Source organism: Janthinobacterium sp. Ant5-2-1, assembly GCF_001445815.1.
Lineage (GTDB): Bacteria > Pseudomonadota > Gammaproteobacteria > Burkholderiales > Burkholderiaceae_D > Janthinobacterium > Janthinobacterium lividum_E.
Map to the genome: position 1 here is coordinate 22,266 of NZ_LNCE01000072.1, position 13,801 is coordinate 36,066.

Genomic DNA, 13,801 nt, shown 5'->3' on the forward strand with positions numbered 1-13,801 from the left:
CGAATTACATCAGATAGATACCAAGTCTACAATTACATTAGGGAAACACCAAGGAAATCATATGGACTTCGATATTGTCGCTTTATCCAGACTGCAGTTCGCGCTGACAGCTCTGTACCACTTTATATTCGTTCCGCTGACGATCGGCCTGTCAGTGATCCTCGCCATCATGGAGACGGTCTACGTGATGACGAACCGCCCCATCTGGCGTGACATGACCAAGTTCTGGGGTGTCTTGTTCGGCATCAACTTCGCCATGGGCGTGGCGACGGGCATCGTCATGGAATTCCAGTTCGGCATGAACTGGAGCTATTACAGCCATTATGTGGGCGACATTTTCGGCGCGCCGCTGGCCATCGAGGGCTTGATGGCCTTCTTCCTGGAAGCGACCTTCGTCGGCCTGTTCTTCTTCGGCTGGGACAAGCTGTCGAAGCGCGGCCACCTGGTCACGACCTGGCTGGTGGCCATCGGCTCGAACTTCTCGGCCCTGTGGATTTTGATCGCCAACGGCTGGATGCAAAATCCCGTCGGCGCGGCCTTCAATCCGCAAACCATGCGCATGGAAGTGACGGACTTCGGCGCCGTGCTGACGAACCCGGTGGCGCAGGCGAAATTCGTGCACACGGTGTCGGCCGGCTATACGGCCGCGGCCGTGTTCGTGCTGGGTATTTCCGCCTGGTATCTGCTGAAGGGCCGCCACGTGCAACTGGCCAAGCGTTCGATGACGGTGGCCGCCTCGTTCGGCCTGGCCGCCTCGCTGTCGGTGGTGGTACTCGGTGACGAAAGCGGCTACCTGTCGTCCGAACATCAAAAGATGAAGCTGGCCGCCATCGAAGCCATGTGGACGACGGAGCCGGCCCCGGCCGCCTTCACGGCCTTCGGCTTTCCCGACGCGAAAGCGCGCGAGACGCACTATGCCGTGCACATCCCGATGGTGATGGGCTTGATCGGCACGCGTTCGCTGTCGACGGAAATCCCCGGCATCGAGCAATTGGTCGACCGTGGCGAACTGCTGATCAAGGATGGCATCAAGGCGTATGACGCGCTGCAAACCATCCGCGGCGTGGCGCCGGGCAGTCCCGTGCCGCAGGACGCGAAGGACATGTTCGAATCGAAAGGCCAGTCCATGGGCTATGCCTTGCTGCTGAAGCTCTATGTCGACGACCCGCGCCAGGCCACGCCCGAGCAGATCCGCAAGGCCGCGCTCGATACCGTGCCGCCCGTGGGACCATTGTTCTGGTCCTTCCGCGTGATGGTGGGCCTGGGCATGTTCTTTATCTTGCTGACTGGCACCTTCTTCATCCTGTCGACGCGCCGTACGCTGGACAAGCACCGCTGGCTGCTGAAACTGGCCGTGTTCGCCATCCCGCTGCCGTGGGTGGCCATTGAAGCGGGCTGGATCGTGGCCGAGGTGGGCCGCCAGCCGTGGGTGATCGAAGGCGTGCTGCCGACGGCCGTGGCCGTCTCGAACCTGGGCGCTTCGACCCTCTTGATTACCATCGCCGGCTTTGCCGCCATCTACACCGTGCTGTTGATTATCGAAATGAAGCTCATGCTCAAGGCCATCCGCAAGGGGCCGGAAGAGAAGGCGCCGGCCCCCGTGCCAGCGGCTGCAACCATTCATACCCAACGCGCCTGAGGAGGGCCAGACCATGATTTTGCATGAAATGATTTCGTATGAAACCCTGCGCCTGATCTGGTGGCTGCTGATCGGCATCCTGCTGGTGGGCTTTGCCATCACGGACGGCTTCGACCTGGGCACGGGCATCCTGCTGCCGTTCGCCGGCAAGACGGACCTCGAGCGCCGCGTCATCATCAACAGCATCGGTCCCGTGTGGGAAGGCAACCAGGTGTGGCTGATCCTCGGCGGCGGCGCCATCTTTGCCGCCTGGCCGCAACTGTACGCCGTTTCGTTCTCGGGCTTTTATCTGGCCATGTTTGTCATCCTCGTGGCGCTGATCGTGCGTCCCGTGGCGTTCAAGTTCCGCAGCAAGCGCGAAGATCCCCGCTGGCGCGCCCGCTGGGATGCGGCCCTGTTCGTGGGCGGCTTCGTGCCGGCCCTGATCTGCGGTGTGGCGATCGGCAACGTGCTGCAAGGCGTGCCGTTCCGTTTTTCGGCGGACATGCACATCTTCTATGACGGCAGCTTCTTTGCGCTGCTCAATCCGTTTGCGCTGCTGTGCGGCCTCGTCTCGGTGGCCATGCTGGTGATGCACGGCGCCACCTGGCTGCAAGTGAAGACGGACGGCGCCGTGGCTGAACGCTCGCGCCGCTACGGCAGCGTGGCTGCGCTCGCCACCGTCGTGCTGTATGCGCTGGCAGGCGTGGCCCTGTGGCTGTGGGTCGATGGCTATCGCGTCACCAGCGCCGTCGTCGTCGATGGTCCGTCGAACCCGATGCTGAAAACGGCGCAAGTGCACGTGGGCGCCTGGTTCCTCAACTTTGCCGCCCATCCGTGGACCTGGATCGCCCCTGCGCTGGGCTTGCTGGGCCCCTTGCTGGCGTTCGCCTTGCTGCGCGCGCGCCGCGAAGTGCCCGCCTTGCTGGCCAGCGCGGCCAGCATCGCCGGCATCATCCTCAGCGTGGGCGCGGCCATGTTCCCGTTCATCCTGCCATCGTCGATCGATCCCCGCGCCAGCCTGACGGTGTGGGATTCCTCGTCCAGCCACATGACCCTGTTCATCATGCTGGTCGTCACGGCCGTCTTTATTCCCCTCATCGTGGCCTACACGACGTGGGTATATAAAGTGTTGTGGGGTAAGGTTGACGGCAAAGCGATTGCCGACGACAGCGGTCACGCCTACTAAGAATTTACGAAAGGAATTAACTATGTGGTATTTCGCCTGGATACTGGGTCTTCCGCTGGCGGCGACCTTCGCCGTGCTCAATGCGATGTGGTATGAAATCGCCGATGGCGACACGACGCCCGAGCAGTACCGCGACTAGAGGAGCTGGCCGCGTTACATCCTGAACAGCCCCGCCTGGCGCAATGCCCGGCGGGGCTTTTTGCTTACTAAAGCAAAATAAATTCGCCGCGGATGCGCAGTTTCATGCCGCGTGGGGCGTCGGCGCCCGCTGCCACGGCCCAGGCCGTAATCCAGCGCGCACAGCGTTCGCGCGCCGCCGCATCGGCCAGCGCCTCGTTCAGCCGCCGGAGGCGCGCATCGGCACGGTCGATGCGCTGGGCCAGGTACAGGCGCTGGTCCATGGGATCCGTCTTTTTGCTGTAATGCTGCATGGCTTTCCCTTTCCGCGTGGTAACAAATCAGGTGATGGCATAGCCATCTACGCACGGGAGCGCCATTTGGATGCGGTGCAGGCATAAAAAAACCGCCATGCTGGTGGCTTTGCGAGCTTGCAATGGTGGCGTCGTCGGCTTACGCGCTGCGCGCTAAGCCGACCTACGGGCTGCTGGTGATGGGAAGTAGGTCGGATTGGCGGGGCAAGGCCAAGCGTAATCCGACAATATTGCTGGCCGCGACGGTGGCGTCGTCGGCTTACGACCTAGCGGCAGGCGGCTTGCTCGGCGGTTTGGGTGTTGCAATGGCAATCGGGTCGCTGGCCGGAAAGCTTTCCTTCAGCGCTTCATCGAGGATTTCCTCGGCGTGGCTTTCGCTGGCCGGCGTGGGTGAATCGCGCTCCGGTGGCGGGGCGGGTGCGGTGGCGGCGTTGGTGCTGGAATGCATGGTGATTCCCTCGCGGTGGTGCGCCACGCTGCCGGGGTGGCCGTGGCACGTGCTGATGTTTCCAGCCTAGCACATCGCGCAAAAAAAGCGCGTCCGCTGCGTTTGCGGAAGGGGCGAGGGCGTCAGTCTGCTACACTGCGCTCCACTTTTATCGACGGATTTGCCATGACCTCCCACCCTTTGCCATATCGCGCTACCGCACTTGAAGCCTGCGCCTGGCTGGCCGAACAGACGGGCTCCCCGTGGACCCTGGCGCGCTTGCTGGAGCAGGGCGGCTTGCCGTTTGTCTGGCTCGATTGCAGCGAAGCATGGGCCGAGCTGTTCCATGACGGCGTGATGCGCTATGCGGCGCCCGTCGTGTTTATCGAGGACAAACAGCACCTGGCCTCGGGCGCCGGCGACGTATGGCTGCGTTTTACGCGCGACTCGGGCAATCTCCCCATCGAACTGAAAGGGCAGGGCTTGCGCGTGCCGCTGGACGGCTTGCATTTCCAGGAGCGCGATCTTTTGCGTTTGCTCAAGGAGCTGCGGCATCCGCAGCCGGCCGAGGAAACGGCGGAGAAGGCGCCCGTCGTCCTGCCCAGCGCCTTGAAGGGCTTGGGGCGCGAGCAGATTTTGATGGCCTTTGCCGGCGTGGGCAAGGTCGACCTGGACCAGGGACTGGCCAGTGGCGTGGGCATTTTTGGCGACGATGGCGCGCGCGTGCGCAAGAATTCGCGTGGCGGTAAGAACAGCCACCTGTGGCATCCCGTGACCTTGGCGTTCGGCTTGCACGACGTGCACCGCGTGCCGATGGCGCACCTGAAAAAGGCCTTCGCCACGCAGCCCTTGCTGCGCGAGTGGAAGGCGGACTGGCTGGAATCGCTGCGCCTGCTGGGCGAGTAAGCCTACAGCTCGATCGGCGCCACCTCGGTGCCGATATCGGGCGCCGCATAATGCATGCTGAAATACACGAAAGCGCCGATATTGATGGCGACCGTAATCCAGAACAGCATGCGGAACGAGCGCTTGCTGGACTTGTGGCGCAGCCATTGCTGGGCCAGCACGGCGCCAGGCCAGCCGCACAACAATCCCAGCAGCAGCAGAGTGCGTTCCGACGTGCGCCAGCGACCCTCCTTGGCGGCGGATTTGTCGATGGCATAGGCAACGAAGCAGCCGAGGCTCAGCACGCCATACGCGAGGGCGACAACGGCGGGGATGTGGAAAAAGAACGTGGCCAGCAAATACAGGATGACAAAGAACAGGATGACAAGATAGGGCATAGGATGTGTTTGCTTGAGCGGAGGGCGTCAGTATCCCACAAGGGGAGCGATGCCGCCGCTTAAAACAAGCAGCCTTGCGCCGTATCGACGTGCACGGCGCGGCGGCGGGCGTGGCCCGTCTTCAGCGCTTCGCGGTCGCTGGACAGGGAAATGCCTTCCAGCGCCAATAACGTTTCCTTGGCATGCAGGCCGCCCGCAAAACCCGTCAACTCGCCCGTAGCGCCGATGACACGGTGGCAGGGGGCGATGATGGAAATGGGATTCTTGCCGTTGGCGGCGCCCACGGCGCGCACGGCGGCGGGGCGGCCGATCTGGCGCGCGATCTCGCCATAGCTGCGCGTCTGGCCGTACGGTATGGTCAGCAGCGCGCGCCAGACTTCCTGCTGGAATGGCGTGCCGGCAAAATCGAGCGGCACGTCGAATTGCTGGCGCGTGCCGGCGAAATATTCAGCCAGCTGGCGCGCCGTTTCCTGCAGCACGGCGCAACCGTCATCGACGCGCATCGCGCCCAGGCGCACGCGGTTCGGCTTGTCGTTTTCCCACAGGATGGCGGTCAGGGCCGCGCCGCGCGCCACCAGGGTCAGCTCGCCCACGGGCGAGGGCACCACGATGCAGTCGTATTCCATGTTTGTTCCTCGGTCAGATGGCGCCAGTGTAGCAGGATGGCGGCATGCCGCATATTGCGTGTAGGATGGCGTTTTCGGCATGGAGCACAGGCTTTGACGACGATCCCCACTTATGACGATATCCGCGCGATTGCCCTGCGGCTGGTGCACGAACGCTATCCTTCGGCCGTGGCGGCCATCATCGGCGGCTCGTTCGCCACGGGCCGGCAAACGGCCACTTCCGATATCGACCTGCTGCTGCTGTTCGACCACGTCGATTGCGCCTGGCGCGACACGCTCGTGACCGAAGGGCGCACGGTGGAACTGTTCGGGCACGACGTGGCCACGTTCACGTATTTCTGCCATGAGATGGATGCGCCCCGCGGGACAGTGCCGCTGGCGATGATGGTGGTCGAAGGGGAAAACATCCTCGCCTCCGGCGATGCCTACGCCCGGCTGCATGCGCTGGCGCACGCCATTGATACGGCTGGCCCGCCCGTGCTCGACGTGGAAAACCTGCAGCGCCGCCGCTACGCCATCACCACCGCGCTGGAAGACCTGGTCGACAGCACGCACCCGGGCGAGTCGCTGGCGGTCGCTTGCCAGCTGTACGAAGCGCTGGCGGACCTGCACTTGCGCGCGGCCGGCGAATGGAGCGGCGGTGGCAAGCATTTGTTCCGGCGCCTGCAGGCGTTCGACGCCGCCATCGCCGCGCAGCTCGACGGCGCCTTGCGCTTGGCGGCGGCCGACTTGCCAGCCGGCCAGCGTGCCTTCGAGCAAGTCGTCGCCGCCGTGCTGGCGCCCGTGGGCGGCCCCTTGCTGGAAGGATTTACCCTGCCGGCGCCCGCGCACTGGCGTGCTTAGAAAGCCGTGCGCACGGAGAGGCTGATGTTGCGCGGCTCGCCCCAGAACACGCCGTCGAAGAAGCCCACGTTACGGTAGTACTTTTTGTCGAGCAGGTTATTCACGTTCAGTTGCACGCTGGCGTGCCGGTTGAGCGCGTAGCTGGCCATGGCGTTGACCAGCGCATAACCGGCTTGCGGGATATTCGTGATCTCGCCCGATGGCGGGCGGCCGTACCACGACTCGCTGTAGGTGGCGCTTTGCGCCGTCATGCTGGCGCCCGCCCTCAATCCGGCCAGCTTGCCGTCGAAACGGTAGCTGGTGGCCAGGCGCAGCAAGTGGCGCGGCTGCGTGGTGGCGGCGCGGCGGCCATCGGCCTCGGCCGCGTGCAGATAGGTATAGCCGCCGCTCGCTTCCCAGGCGGGCGTGATCTGGCCGGAGACGTCGAACTCGACGCCCTTGGCCGTCACGCCGGCGCCATTGGCCACCATGGCCTGGCCGCCATCGGGCAGCAAGAAGCCGGGCGGCACCGTGCGGTCGAGCTCCGCCAGGTTCTTTTTCTTCGTGTGGAACAGGGCCGCCGACGCGTTCAGCTTGCCTTCATAGAATTCGCCCTTGACGCCCAGTTCCGCATTGTCGCCCGTTTCCGGCGCCAGGAACTGGTTGTTGCGGTCCTTGCTCGTCTGCGGATTGAACAGCTGCGTGAAGCTGGCGTAGGCCGAATACTGTTTGTTGATGTCGAACACGGCGCCCACATAAGGCGTCACTTCATTGCGCGTCTCCACGAGGTCGCTGCTGCCCGTGTACATGCCCTGCGTGTTGTAGTTGCGCGTATCCGTGCGGTAGCTGCTGCTGCGCGCGCCGATGATGACATGCAGGGGATCGGCCAGGCTCAATCGCGTGGCTACATAGCCGCCCGCCAGGCGCGTGACGGCTTCCGTGTGCGAGCCGTCCGGATGGAAGACGGGGCGGGGAATGTTGCCCGTCCAGCTGCGGTAATCGGGAACGAAGGCCGGGTAATCGATGTCCGCCTCGCCACCCAGCGAGCGGGCGCGCTGGTTGCCGCCGTTCCAGCCGATGATGGCCGTATGCTTGCGCCCCAGCAAGGTGAACGGGCCGCTGGCGTACAGGTCGAAATTGTCGTTGATGGTCTTGCCTGGCCCATAGGCGCCCGTCCACAGGAGCATGCCTTTGCCCGTGGCCGGGTCGGGATGGCCGCCACCCGCATAGGCGACCGTGGTGCGGTTCGTGCTTTCCGTTCGCGCATAACCGAGGTGCATATTCCAGTTGCCGGGCAGGCGCTGGTCCAGCGACGTGAACAGCGTGTGCTGCTTGTTGGCCCAGGTGCTCCATGGCGTCGTGAGGCTGGTGTTGCGCGGCAAGTTGGCCAGGCTGCCGTCCGCGTTCCAGTAGGGCACGGCGCCCCAGGTAGCGCCCGTGGGCTTGTTGTCCTGGAAGTCGACACCGGCCGTCAGCAGGGTGCCGGGGCGCAAGTCCGCCTCGACGATGACCATGCCGACCATCTTGCGTTCGTGATACATGTCCAGGTAGGAATCGCGTTTTTGCCAGGCCAGGGCAGTGCGCGCACGCACGCTGCCCTCCGCGTTCAGCGGCGTTGACAGGTCGGCTTCGAAGCGCTGGTCATCCCAGCGGCCCATGATGAGACCGGCGCTGGCCTGGAAGGTTTTCGTTGGCCGCTTGCGTATCATATTGATGGTGGCCGATGGATCGCCCTTGCCGCCCATCAAGCCGGTGGCGCCGCGCACAACCTCGATGCGGTCGTACAAAATCGTGTCTTGCAGCGGCGCATTGCCGCCGCGCGCCATGCCGTCGATCTGGAGATTGTTGATGCCGAAGCCGCGCGCATAAAACCGCGTGCGTTCCGTGTCGTTCTGGCCCACCTGGATGCCCGTTGTCTGCGCCAGCGCCTGGTCCAGGCGTACGGCGCCCAAGTCGTCGAGCAGCTGGCGCGTGATGACGCTGACCGATTGCGGCGTTTCGCGCAGGGTCAGCTCCATGCGCGTGGCACTGCGCGCTTCGCCTGCCGTGTACGACTGCGTCCCTTCCGTCGTAGCCGTCGACTGGCCCAGTACGGTGACGGCCGGCATGGTGACGTCGGCCGCGGCGGCGTCGGCAGCCTGTGCGGGCAAAACCACGCCGGCGGCAAGGCTGAGCAAGCTGATGTGTAACAGATGGGGGAGGGGGCGCAAGGCGGGCTGGCGCGAAGAAGAGAGGACTGTCGTTGATTGCATCATTTTCCTGGAATATTTTTAGTCGTGAGTGTTCCTATCTCGTCTGGCGAGGTGCGCAGTAGCTGGGGGATGGCGTGACGCTGGCCCGTGGTCTGGCTTGGATAGCAGTTCCACCGCAAGGCCCGGCGCGGTCGGGCAGTGGAAAAGAAAGGCGCGCGATTCTTGCTTGTTTTGTAAATAAGAATCATTATCAATATAAGTGATATTTGCCAAATAATCAAGCGTACGCACCGAAAGAGTGCAGGCAGGAGTGCGGGCAGGCTAGTGGCGGCGCATCGGCTGGCCTTCTGCGATAATGCAGGCGCTGACAAAATATTTTCCTCACTGAAAGAAATGCATGCGTACATGGATCGCTTGTGCCGGATGGTTGTGTGTCGTGTCGCTGGGCCAGGCCCAGGAACACGCGCCGCCGCCGGCTGTTCCCGCGCCGCTGCAGAGCGCCAGCGTGCCGCCCGCCGCCGCCGTCGTATCGCCACCCGTATCGCCACCCCTTGCGCCGGCCACATCCGCAGCGTCAGCGCCAGCGGTACCGGTGCCAGCAGACGAAGACTTGCCACCGCAAACGGTGACGATCACTGCCAACAGCGACGCCAAGGCGCCGCGCGTGCGCTTCACGGCTTACCGCGAAAGCTATCTGACGGCCAGGAAAGTGTGGCAAGTGTCGAGCGGCAGCGTGGTCATGGCCCTGCGCCTGATTCCTGCCAAGCTGAGCGCTACCATCGACGACGTGCGCGTGGCCTTGCAAGGCAATGGCGCGCCCATGCCGATCAAGGTGTCCGACGGCGGCGTGTTTGTCGTGCCGCTCAACGATGACATCGCCGCGCAGGATGGCACTTTCCTGGTGAACAAGGGCAGGGGCGAGCTGACGGCGAATATCGTCCTGCAGCCCGCCGTGGCGCGCGATGCGTGGAACGTCACGCGCGTGGGACAAGTCTTGCGCGACGCCCGGCGCGCCGTGCGGGCCATTACGCCGTGGTACAAGCGGCCGTTCGCCAGCGACGTGCAATCGCTGGCCTTTTGCGCAGCCGAGCGGGGCAGCGCCTTGCAGTTGATGGATGGCGAGCAATTGATCGCCACCTTGCCCATGAACGAGGCGGCCGTCAACGACATCAACCAGCCCGTGTTTTGCAAGATTTTCGACGGTGAAGACAAATACCCGGGACACTACCGCGTGGTCATGCCCGAGCAGGCGACGGTGTTGCTGCTGTAGAAACTAGTTGGGCTGGCGCTGCACCAGTTCCAGCGCCGCCGCCAGGGCCAGGTCCATGGTGGCCTGGTGAAAGATCAGCCATTGCGGCAAGAGCGACAGCGCATGGCGGCCCTGTTCCAGATCGCCTTCATCGACGGCGGCCCAAGCATGGTGCAGGCCGCTGAGCACACGGGCATGCTGTTCGCGGTGGTTGGCCAGCGAGGGAAAGGCGATTTCTTCCATCAAATCCTCCTCCTCGCGAAAATCGCGTTCGACGGCCGCAATCAGCTCGCGAAACGCCACGCTGAAATGCTGGTCGCCCAACTGCTGCAGCCGCACCAGCTCCTGAAACAGCGCCTCATGCGCCTCGTCGATGACGGGAACACCCAGCGCCATCTCATCCTTCCAATGCGATTTACCCATGCCGATGCTCCCGGTTAAGTCCGTCACGGTGCGAAGCGGACTGTTCCAGTGTGGACGCAGCGAAGAGAGAAATCCATGACCTGGATCAAATGTGTAGTGGAGAGCGTTTGAGGAAAACTAGAAAAACTGATCGGTGAAGAAAACAAATTCCCACCGGCAACAACGCGGTTTTTGAATGTGAACGTCACTACCGAGCGCCGCTGAAAAACGTTGCTGGCAAGGCGCCGTGCCGAAGGCAGTACGAATGTACGACTAGGCACGGCAACGCCGCCAGCGGCGTTTTCTCAGCCGCCCGTATTATTAATGCTTGGGCCAGTGGGCCCATAGGGCTTGTGCATCGACATTCGGTACCTGCAACTGCTGCCCGGCGGATAGCTGCATCGTATCCCTCAATACAAGGGGTGCCAGCATCAGGGCCGACAGGGCAAGGCAGGCCAGCACTTTGAGCGTCAACATGGTCGTCTCCCGGTGTCCCGGCGGCGGCGCGGGGATGCGGCGCCTGCCGGTCACTTCCTTATGTACTACCATGCTTGCAGTTTAGTTCACCTGGTCGTAACTTCAACTTATTGCTGTGATGCACTGCACCAGTTCGCCTGCTGCCAGGGGCCTATTTGGCCTTGCGGCTGCGCCGTGGCTTGCCCGCCGCGGGCAGGAAGGAATCGAACCACACTTGCGTCAACTGTCGCGTATTTTTTGCCGCCTCACGCTTGACGGCGGCCGTCGCGTGGCCGCGCGCCGTGTTGGCGATGCGGTTGGCGGCGCTCAGGTACATGCTCATCCAGGGGTTTTTCATGGCTAGCCTCGCAGACAGTGGGTGGGAATGCCTACACTCTAGTCCGATGGGCGGCGCTGACTGTGCGCCTGCCCACATAGCCGGGCCGTGCTGGTAATCGGCTGAGCCAGATCAATACACGTCGCGGCGGTAGCGTCCGGCCGCCAGCAGGGCGTCGACGCCATCCTGGCCCAGCACTTCTTGCAGTACAGCATCGATTCCTGTGGCCATGCCTTGCAGGCTGCCGCACACGTAGACAATGGCGCCTTGCGCCAGCCAGTCGCGCAGTTCATTCGCGTTGGCGCGCAGGCGGTCTTGCACGTATTGCCGGGTTTCACCATCGCGCGAAAAGACCCTGTCCAGACGCGCCAGGTGGCCAGCGTCGAGCCAGCCTTGCAACTCCGCGCCGCAGACGCTGTCAAAAGCTTGCTGGCGTTCGCCAAACAGCAGCCAGTTGCGGGCCAGCCCCGCCCGCTGGCGCGCGCGTAAATGCGCACGCAGGCCGGCCAGGCCGGAACCATTACCGATATAAATGCAGGGCACGTCGACCAAGGCGGGCGCGAAGGCGGGATTGGCTTGCAGGCGCAGGCGGATGGGGCTGCCCAGCGGGGCGAAACGGGTCAACCAGCCGGAAGCGAGGCCATGGCCCTGGTTTGCCTCGCCCGCATGGCGTTCCTGGCGCACCAGCAATTGCAGTTCGCCATCGGATGGCAAGGAAGCGAGCGAATAGCTGCGGGGCGCGTGGTGGGCATTATCTGCATCGCCATCGCTGCCATCGGTATTGCAGGCGATGATTTCGGCCAGTGCGCCCGCTTCCCAGGTGGCGCCGGCCGGGCCCGTCAAGGTGATTTCATGCAATTCGCCGCCCAGGCTGCCAGGGTTGAGCAGCACGCGGCGCGCCAGGCGCCACTCGGCATAAGACGCTTCTTCCTGCACGCCGATGGCATCGATGGCGCTGCCGCTGCAGCGTGCCAGTGCTGTGGACCAGTCGGCCAGGGCGGCGGGGTCGTGCTTGTCGACTTCGATCAGGGGGAACAAGGGCGTGGCGCCCAGCGCCTGCAATTGTTGCGCCAGCGCATGACCGAAGCCGCAGAAGGCGCTGTAATGGCGGTCGCCCAGGGCCAGCATGCCAAATTCGAGGCCCGCCAGCGGCGTGCCGGCTGTTGTTTGCAGCAGGCGCGCGAAGCGGCGCGTGCCGTCCGGCGCCTCGCCTTCGCCAAAGGTGCTGGCAACGATCAGGGCCCGTTCGTACTGGCGCAATTGCGCGGGATCAAACCGGTCCAGCGACTGCACGTTGACGGCCACTCCGGCCTGCTGCAGGGCGCGCACGCTTTCCAGGGCCAGGCGCTCGGCTTGGCCCGACTGGCTGGCGTAGGCGACGAGGGTAGGTAAACCTGTGTCCGTCTTGCCCGGCGCGCCGGCGCCCAGCATGGCGCGCTGCGCCTGCACAGCCCGTTTTGCCTTGCGGCGGCCCAGGTACAGCATCCAGCCCGTGACGGCGAACAGGGGCAGGCCCAGGCTGGCCAAGGTAACGATGATGCGGCCTGGCAAACCAAAATACGTGCCCATGTGTAGCGGATAAATGATGTTGACGAGACGCGCACCGAACCCCTGCTGGCTGTACGGCTCGTTTTCCGTCACCGTGCCGTCGGCCGGTGCAATGCTCATGCGGCTGCGCGCCCGCTCGTGCGGCGCATCGCTGGCCAGCCACGTGAATTGCACGGCTTCGCCGGCGCGCGTGGGCAGGCGCACGCTGGCCAGGGTCCAGCCGGCGGCGTGCTGCTGGAAGCTGGTCCAGGCCAGGCCGATGTCGACGGCGGGCGCCTGCTCCTTGCCGCCGCCTTTTTTCGCGGGTGCCTGTGCCATCCTCGGCGGCTTGCCGGCCCAGGCGTCGATATTGTCGCGCACCACATCATAGCTCCAGTAAATGCCCGTCAGGGTCAGCGCCACGTAGACGACCAGGCACCAGGTGCCGGCCACGGCGTGCAGATTCCACAAAAAGGAACGGCCCTTCAGGGCGGGATCGAAGGTCAGCCAGGTGCGCCAGTCCAGCGGACGGCGGGGCCAGCGCAGATACAGGCCGGACAGGGCTAACCCCAGCAGGCACAGGGCCAGCGCGCCCGCCACTTGCCGACCCGGATCGCGCGGCAGCAGCAGCCAGCGGTGCAGCGATTCCGTCCACTCGAAAAATTCCGCACCGGTCAAAGCAGGCTGGGTCGCGCCCGTGTACGGATGCACATAGATGGACTCGCCGCGCCGCTGGCCGTTCTTCGGCGCGAAGAACAGGCGTGGCGCCGTGCCCGCTTGCGCATACATGGTGATCGAGGCCACGCGCTGGCCGTGTTCGGCAGCGGCAATGTTGCTCAGCTGGGCAGGCGTCAGCGGGGCGAGGGTTTCCACGGCGACATGGCGCACGCCTGGGTTCATGAGGTCCAGCAATTCATCCTTGAAGGCCAGGGTGGCGCCGCTCAGGCCAATGATCACCAGCACCGTGCCGGCCGTGATGCCGATGAACCAGTGCAATTGAAACCATACCTGCTTCCAGCTCCAGTGCCAGCGCCGCTGTTTTTGCGTAGCGGCAAGCTGGTGCATCGCGGGCACGGCGTCGGTGCTGGCGCGCAACTGGGGGAGGGAGGAACTGGTCATGGCGGCTTTCGATAGCGCCGCCATGCAGGACGTCAGGCATGGCGGGGAAGAAGGAAGGCTGATATTTTAACGCAAACGAGAATCATTCGCAAATGATGCCGCCCTGTTGTCACGTGGCGGGGG

The 13,801-nt window shown here is 64.0% G+C and carries 15 protein-coding genes; 6 read left to right on the forward strand and 9 right to left on the reverse strand.

Features of this window, described 5'->3' with window-relative positions:
- Positions 1-61: 61 nt before the first annotated feature.
- From ASN89_RS22235 to cydX, 3 genes are read left to right on the forward strand one after another with little or no spacing between them, the layout of a single operon-like run.
- Positions 62-1,639 carry a cytochrome ubiquinol oxidase subunit I gene (locus ASN89_RS22235; protein ID WP_058050790.1) on the forward strand — a complete coding sequence of 526 codons (1,578 nt, stop codon included), beginning with the start codon at positions 62-64 and terminating at the stop codon, positions 1,637-1,639.
- Positions 1,640-1,652: 13 nt separating this feature from the next.
- Complete coding sequence (gene cydB / locus ASN89_RS22240) at positions 1,653-2,807, forward strand: cytochrome d ubiquinol oxidase subunit II (RefSeq protein WP_058050791.1); 1,155 nt, start codon at positions 1,653-1,655, stop codon at positions 2,805-2,807.
- A gap of 22 nt (positions 2,808-2,829) precedes the next feature.
- Positions 2,830-2,946 carry a cytochrome bd-I oxidase subunit CydX gene (gene cydX, locus ASN89_RS22245; protein ID WP_034757467.1) on the forward strand — a complete coding sequence of 39 codons (117 nt, stop codon included), beginning with the start codon at positions 2,830-2,832 and terminating at the stop codon, positions 2,944-2,946.
- 67 nt (positions 2,947-3,013) lie between these two features.
- Here cydX and ASN89_RS22250 read toward each other — a convergent pair whose 3' ends face one another.
- Both ASN89_RS22250 and ASN89_RS28340 read right to left on the reverse strand, forming a co-directional pair.
- Complete coding sequence (locus ASN89_RS22250) at positions 3,014-3,238, reverse strand: hypothetical protein (RefSeq protein WP_034757471.1); 225 nt, start codon at positions 3,236-3,238, stop codon at positions 3,014-3,016.
- A 259-nt stretch (positions 3,239-3,497) separates the two neighbouring features.
- Positions 3,498-3,686 (reverse strand): hypothetical protein, encoded by a 189-nt coding sequence (locus tag ASN89_RS28340; RefSeq protein ID WP_082654701.1) that lies wholly within the window; start codon positions 3,684-3,686, stop codon positions 3,498-3,500.
- Between the two features lie 165 nt (positions 3,687-3,851).
- Between ASN89_RS28340 and ASN89_RS22260 the strand changes: the two genes are divergently transcribed.
- Positions 3,852-4,571, forward strand: a complete 720-nt coding sequence (locus ASN89_RS22260) for a hypothetical protein (RefSeq protein ID WP_058050793.1) — start codon at positions 3,852-3,854, stop codon at positions 4,569-4,571.
- A 2-nt stretch (positions 4,572-4,573) separates the two neighbouring features.
- On the opposite strand, the gene ASN89_RS22265 is transcribed toward ASN89_RS22260, so the two are convergent.
- Both ASN89_RS22265 and ASN89_RS22270 read right to left on the reverse strand, forming a co-directional pair.
- Entirely contained in the window at positions 4,574-4,948 is a 375-nt protein-coding gene (locus ASN89_RS22265; RefSeq protein WP_058050794.1) for a DUF1294 domain-containing protein, read from the reverse strand.
- Positions 4,949-5,007: 59 nt separating this feature from the next.
- Positions 5,008-5,574 (reverse strand): methylated-DNA--[protein]-cysteine S-methyltransferase, encoded by a 567-nt coding sequence (locus tag ASN89_RS22270; protein WP_082127687.1) that lies wholly within the window; start codon positions 5,572-5,574, stop codon positions 5,008-5,010.
- A 93-nt stretch (positions 5,575-5,667) separates the two neighbouring features.
- Here ASN89_RS22270 and ASN89_RS22275 point away from each other — a divergent pair, with 93 nt between their 5' ends.
- Positions 5,668-6,417: a nucleotidyltransferase domain-containing protein gene (locus ASN89_RS22275; RefSeq protein ID WP_058050795.1), complete on the forward strand. Its 750-nt coding sequence runs from the start codon at positions 5,668-5,670 to the stop codon at positions 6,415-6,417.
- Here ASN89_RS22275 and ASN89_RS22280 read toward each other — a convergent pair.
- Positions 6,414-8,648: a TonB-dependent siderophore receptor gene (locus tag ASN89_RS22280; RefSeq protein WP_161911793.1), complete on the reverse strand. Its 2,235-nt coding sequence runs from the start codon at positions 8,646-8,648 to the stop codon at positions 6,414-6,416. The two genes, ASN89_RS22275 and ASN89_RS22280, sit on opposite strands and share 4 nt — an antisense overlap.
- Positions 8,649-8,985: 337 nt before the next feature.
- Here ASN89_RS22280 and ASN89_RS22285 point away from each other — a divergent pair, with 337 nt between their 5' ends.
- Positions 8,986-9,858: a hypothetical protein gene (locus ASN89_RS22285; protein ID WP_152988649.1), complete on the forward strand. Its 873-nt coding sequence runs from the start codon at positions 8,986-8,988 to the stop codon at positions 9,856-9,858.
- Between the two features lie 3 nt (positions 9,859-9,861).
- Here the strand turns inward: ASN89_RS22285 and ASN89_RS22290 are convergent, their stop codons facing one another.
- From ASN89_RS22290 to ASN89_RS22300, 4 genes are all read right to left on the reverse strand, one after another.
- A complete protein-coding gene (locus tag ASN89_RS22290) occupies positions 9,862-10,260 on the reverse strand; it encodes a bacteriohemerythrin (RefSeq protein WP_082654693.1) in 399 nt (132 codons plus the stop codon).
- 300 nt (positions 10,261-10,560) lie between these two features.
- Positions 10,561-10,716, reverse strand: a complete 156-nt coding sequence (locus ASN89_RS29080) for a hypothetical protein (protein WP_160309290.1) — start codon at positions 10,714-10,716, stop codon at positions 10,561-10,563.
- 151 nt (positions 10,717-10,867) lie between these two features.
- Positions 10,868-11,053: a hypothetical protein gene (locus ASN89_RS29200; RefSeq protein WP_070222074.1), complete on the reverse strand. Its 186-nt coding sequence runs from the start codon at positions 11,051-11,053 to the stop codon at positions 10,868-10,870.
- A gap of 111 nt (positions 11,054-11,164) precedes the next feature.
- Positions 11,165-13,678, reverse strand: coding sequence for a PepSY domain-containing protein (locus tag ASN89_RS22300; protein WP_414842522.1), 2,514 nt, complete (start codon positions 13,676-13,678; stop codon positions 11,165-11,167).
- Positions 13,679-13,801 lie beyond the last annotated feature (123 nt).